This window comes from Agaribacter flavus, from assembly GCF_042646125.1.
GTDB classification, from domain to species: Bacteria; Pseudomonadota; Gammaproteobacteria; order Enterobacterales; family Alteromonadaceae; genus Glaciecola; species Glaciecola flavus.
Genome location: NZ_JBHRSW010000031.1, coordinates 1 through 4,894, shown reverse-complemented (window position 1 = coordinate 4,894; position 4,894 = coordinate 1). Strand labels below are relative to the sequence as shown.

The following is a 4,894-nucleotide window of genomic DNA, read 5'->3' as shown; positions in this document are numbered from 1 at the left end:
AGAGACTGGGAGCCAGTGACGGAAGTGTATTTAAACCCAGACGATGACGGTCAAAAACTAGAGAAAGAAGTAGCTTAAAAACAGTCGAGTAGCCCGAAGGAGCTTCCCCTTCAGGCTTTCACAGAACCGTACGTGAACCTCTCGATTCATACGGCTCTTCCTATCCAACCGTCCTAAGATATACAAATTCCCAATGCGCAAATAATGCGGGGTGACTTGACCTAATTCGCTTAAGCCAATTCCATGATTGCCGTTTGTGACCGCGCAAACGCTTATATTTCTTACGCGCCCATCTACCCAAGCGCAGGTCAATTTGCACAAGCGCTCGATGAAGAATCTGCGGATAGAATTTTGCGTAGTAGCCAACCCACCCTTTCACTACTGGATTTAACTTTTTCGCTAAATCAAAAATAGTCAAGCGCGTTGCCTGATTGATATTCATATCTCTCAGGGTCTTGAACATCCTTTTAAGCGCTACTTTACTCACTGCGGGATTAAAACCAGTAAATAGTTTTCCTCCCTTGTCTTGCACAGTGCGAGCCTGAAACGTAAAACCAAGAAAATCAAAGCGCGTGTGGGTATGAAGCCCTTTTCGACGCTTATCTTTGCAGTACACAATCTTAGTCTTAACCGGATGTAACTGAAGTTTGCACGCGGACATGCGTTCTTCTAATGCCTGTAGCAGTGTTTGCGCCTGCAGTTTTGTGCGGCAATGGCAGACAATATCGTCTGCATACCGCTCAAATGGGACAGTTGGAAACGACTCGCTTATCCATGCATCGAACGCATAGTGCAAGAACAGATTAGCTAACAATGGAGAGATGACACCACCTTGTGGCGTTCCCTTTGTCGACGATACCACTTCTTTTTCTTCTGTACATACTGGTGCTTCAAGCCAACGCTTGATGTAAAGACGTAGCCATGGCTCTTGGACATGTTTTTCCACTGCCTTCATCATCAGGTCATGATCTATCGTATCGAAGAAAGCCTTCATGTCGATATCCAAGACCCAGTCGTATCGCCAACAATGTTGCTTGGCCTGCGATACTGCTTGGTGCGCAGAACGAGCAGGGCGATAGCCAAATGAAGACGGGTGGAATACTTGTTCTAGACTTGGCTCAATGAGCATCTTTGCTGCCATCTGTGCGACTCTATCGCCAACCGTTGGGATCCCCAAGGGACGAAGATTACCATCCGCTTTGGGGATCATGACTTGGCGAACAGCTTCAGGGAAATAACTCCCTGAGCACATACGGTTCCATATTTTGTATAAATTTGCCGAGAGGTTTTCTTTAAAATGCGAAATGGTTTTGCCATCAACACCTGCCGCTCCTTTATTTACGGCAACGCGTTTCCACGCTTCCCAAATCAGCCCCTTGGGTATATCGAACGATTTTGCTGATAATTGACGTTCATCCTGTTGCATAACAGTTGACCTCCACTAGCAGCCGAATAGGGCCATGCCTTCGCTCCACGTTCATTACAAACACTTCTTCGCTACTATGCATGACTCCGCCTCTGTATGTTGCATTGGTACTCTAATCCTCTCAGGATCGCTGATTGGAAATCTCCCTTATCATCAACATGACAGATTCCCCTGTTCCTTACTTGCGCCTGATTAAGAGTCACGCCACCTCTATGCCGGATACCACTTTGCCAACGTTTAGGTTGTCGCAAAGCTAGTCCCAGAGTGTTGTCGAGACTCTGGTTTTGATATCGGGTGCAATTATCGACACTTCTTCGATGGTTCACTTTCGTTCGTCTCTCTTAATCATACCTGATGAGATGTATCTCACCTTTTCCACTAACGCTCACCACAAACGCTCTTAACGAATGCAGCTTAGGGCGGTTTGAACACTCTGCCTAATCAGCGTGTTCGAGGGGCCTACCCTCATCACAAGTAAAGCATGGCGTTTCCACTCCGTGGAGACGGCCTTCAGGGCACACCGACAACTATGTTGACAAACGTCGAAGGGATTGGGTGATGACCTTTGTGACTTGGTACAATACTGAGCACAAACATAGCAGTATTAAGTTTGTGACGCCTGAGCAACGCCATAGCGGCAAAGAAAAAGCGGTGTTAGCGCAACGAAAGGCACTTTATCTTAAGGCTAAACAGCAAATGCCAAATAGATGGCGTGGAGACATTAGAGACTGGGAGCCAGTGACGGAAGTGTATTTAAACCCAGATAATGACGGTCAAAAACTAGAGAAAGAAGTAGCTTAAAAACACGACAACTATGTTGACAAACGTCGGCTGATCGTCTTCTACAACCTGAACCATTTTTGTACTTCCGTTGAGCTCCATTATTGCAAGTTGTTTTATTTCACTTTCATTGGCTTTGCTGAACGGGCTTATTGAAGAATTATTGGGGGCAATCCATTTTAGCGATAGGGGGAGTCCCATATTAGAGAGTGCAGATGCAATTTGAGATGTAAAAACAACCGGTATAAACCCTTTATTTGATATATATTTGTCCAGAATAAGCGCTCTGTTATTTTCAAGTACTTTAATTATGACATTTATTAATTGCTTCTTGTATGGGTGATCTATCGGAGGAAATTCGGTTCCATGAAGTTTTTCAAACTTTATTTTGAGCTGATTTAAAAAGTTTTCTCCAAACAAAGTAGATTTATCTGCTGATGGTGAATTGATCGTGTCTTGTAGGTTAAAGAGTAGATGATATGTCGCAGATAAAATCATCATTTTTTCTTTTGCTAAATTTTGGAGTTCTATCTGCTCACTTCCAACTTCTTGTTCAGAAGTAGGCTCCGCATAAGCCATTTTGAACGTTAAGAGGATTCCAACAAGCAGAGGCAAATAATAATCATAACAAAACAAGCGCTTACTCACGTTAACACTTTCCAAAATCTTTATCATCACCGTGAATTTTAGCATTCAATAAAAAGGATTGCTCAGAAAAATATTTTTTTTGCTTTGGCTTTAAACTCGAGTAATGATTCGCTGCGCTTAACATGCCTACAATTATTTCGAATCTGGTAATAATGAATTTGATAATTAGCAATTACAGAATTAGTTAGATGTTCTATTCTATGTGTAACGTAAACTAGAAATTAGAATCTATCATGTCAAAAACAAACATTACTGATCCAAAGGCAAAATTTCACGATCACCGAGCAGGCTGCAACTATGATAATGATTATTACGGTGACCAAATTTGTTTAAAATCCAAAGAACTAAATTGCAACTATGATAATGATTATTACGGTGACCAGATTTGCTTAAAATCCAACAAAGATAAATAAAATCGTTTCCAGTAATTATTCTGGGGCACAGATATAGGGAGTTGCATTCTCTTAGTTGGCTCGATATTGGATTTGTCGAGCTGTCTGATGGTAACGGTAATTCTTGAATTGCTTAATCAAAACGCCAGAAAATTAGCTAAGAATGCATCTGTTGCATAGTTCATCTATGCCGTTCATTCTTCTTATACTTAGTTGGGTCTTTTGGAACATCAGGCTTTGTAAAGCCAATTCAGTAAATAGTTTTCCAACAGGCCCTGAGCGGGTGGCATCACCAACCAAAGATCCATAGGGAGAGCAGCTGCCTGCAGGCAACCGATCAACGAGCCTTGGAGATACAGTTTCCTTGCATCTTGAGTAATCAGATTTTTCGATAGATTCTATCAAGAATATAGGGGTTTCTGATTTTATATTTCTTGATAGCCAATACCCACGAGCGCAACAGAAGCACCGCACTCAAACAACTGAACGCACAAAAAAGGAACATAAAAATGTTTAACACGAAACTTAAAGCAGCATCTTTGGTAATCGCCGGCGCCGTTAGTCTTTGGGCCGCAACTGCCCAGGCTGCAGACCTTGGCCAAAAGGAAACCGCGATTGACATCATTCAGGAAGGTCTGATTGAAAGTAACATCGACTTCATCAACAAATATGTTGCCGAAGACTATATCCAGCATAATCCACAGGCCCCTGACGGCCGCGCCGGATTGATTGGCTTCACCCAATATCTGGCATCAAGCGGTGCTAAAAACAAAGCCACTGTCGTTCGCGCCCTCTCACAGGACGATCTGGTTGCCCTGCATGTCGTTTATGAATTTGGTGATGCCAAGATGGCAGCGTTCGATCTGTTCCGCTTTGAAGATGGCATCGCTGTCGAACACTGGGACGGCTTGCAGCCATGGGTCGAAAAAACTGTCAGCGGTCGCCCCATGACCGATGGACCGACAGAGATTACCGACCTCGATAAAACGGACGAAAACCGGACACTGGTGACAAATTTCGTAAATGATATTTTGGTGAATGGTCAGTTTGACAAGATCACCAATTACATCGGCGATGTCTACCACCAGCACAATCCAAATGTCGGTGATGGCCTTGAAGGTCTCAATGCCTTTGTAACCTACCTGCAGGAAAACGAGATCTCCTTCCGGTATACCAAGGTGCATAATGTCGTGGCCGAGGGCAATTTTGTACTGGTTCAAAACGAGGGTGAATTCGGTGGTAAACCAACAGCTTTCTATGATCTGTTCCGTGTTGAAAACGGCCTGATCGTTGAACATTGGGACACCGTTCAGGAAATACCCGCTGAAATGGCTCATTCGAACGGCATGTTCTAAGGCCATCACCCTGCCGGGAAGCGAAACTGTCCAAGGCGCTTTTCGGCAAGGCTTCATGGAAGTTATGAAAGTTGCTTGGGGGACACAGTCCTTCGAGCTTCGCTGCTTTTGGCGCCAGAGCCCCTTCTCTATTAAAACCACCATCAAAGACGATCATCTGTCATTCCGCACCCACTTTCAGGATTTCAAACTGATTGGATTTGATGTTACTCTTTTTTAAACTTTTCTCTTGACACAGATCCCTATTCTTGATCTATTACTCTCTTTTGAGAGCCATAAAAATATGTCATTTC

Annotated in this window: 3 protein-coding genes and 1 pseudogene; 2 read left to right on the top strand and 2 right to left on the bottom strand. The window is 43.6% G+C overall.

Annotated elements, in window-relative coordinates; all coding sequences use genetic code 11:
* Positions 1–160: 160 nt before the first annotated feature.
* A complete protein-coding gene (gene ltrA, locus ACFOHL_RS14390) occupies positions 161–1,426 on the bottom strand; it encodes a group II intron reverse transcriptase/maturase (protein ID WP_376920940.1) in 1,266 nt (421 codons plus the stop codon).
* 552 nt (positions 1,427–1,978) lie between these two features.
* Between ltrA and ACFOHL_RS14385 the strand changes: the two are divergent.
* Positions 1,979–2,227 (top strand): annotated as a pseudogene (locus ACFOHL_RS14385) (IS3-like element ISPpr7 family transposase); the annotation flags it as partial.
* On the opposite strand, the gene ACFOHL_RS14380 reads toward ACFOHL_RS14385, so the two are convergent.
* Positions 2,207–2,854 (bottom strand): hypothetical protein, encoded by a 648-nt coding sequence (locus ACFOHL_RS14380; protein WP_376920939.1) that lies wholly within the window; start codon positions 2,852–2,854, stop codon positions 2,207–2,209. The pseudogene ACFOHL_RS14385 and the gene ACFOHL_RS14380 sit on opposite strands and share 21 nt — an antisense overlap.
* Before the next feature lie 901 nt (positions 2,855–3,755).
* On the opposite strand from ACFOHL_RS14380, the gene ACFOHL_RS14375 reads away from it, so the two are divergent.
* Positions 3,756–4,601, top strand: coding sequence for a nuclear transport factor 2 family protein (locus ACFOHL_RS14375; protein ID WP_376920938.1), 846 nt, complete (start codon positions 3,756–3,758; stop codon positions 4,599–4,601).
* Positions 4,602–4,894: the final 293 nt, after the last annotated feature.

Coding starts and splice junctions, on each gene's coding strand:
- ltrA (WP_376920940.1), bottom strand. CDS start 1,426: ATGCAACAGGATGAACGTCAATTATCAGCAAAATCGTTCGATATACCC.
- ACFOHL_RS14375 (WP_376920938.1), top strand. CDS start 3,756: ATGTTTAACACGAAACTTAAAGCAGCATCTTTGGTAATCGCCGGCGCC.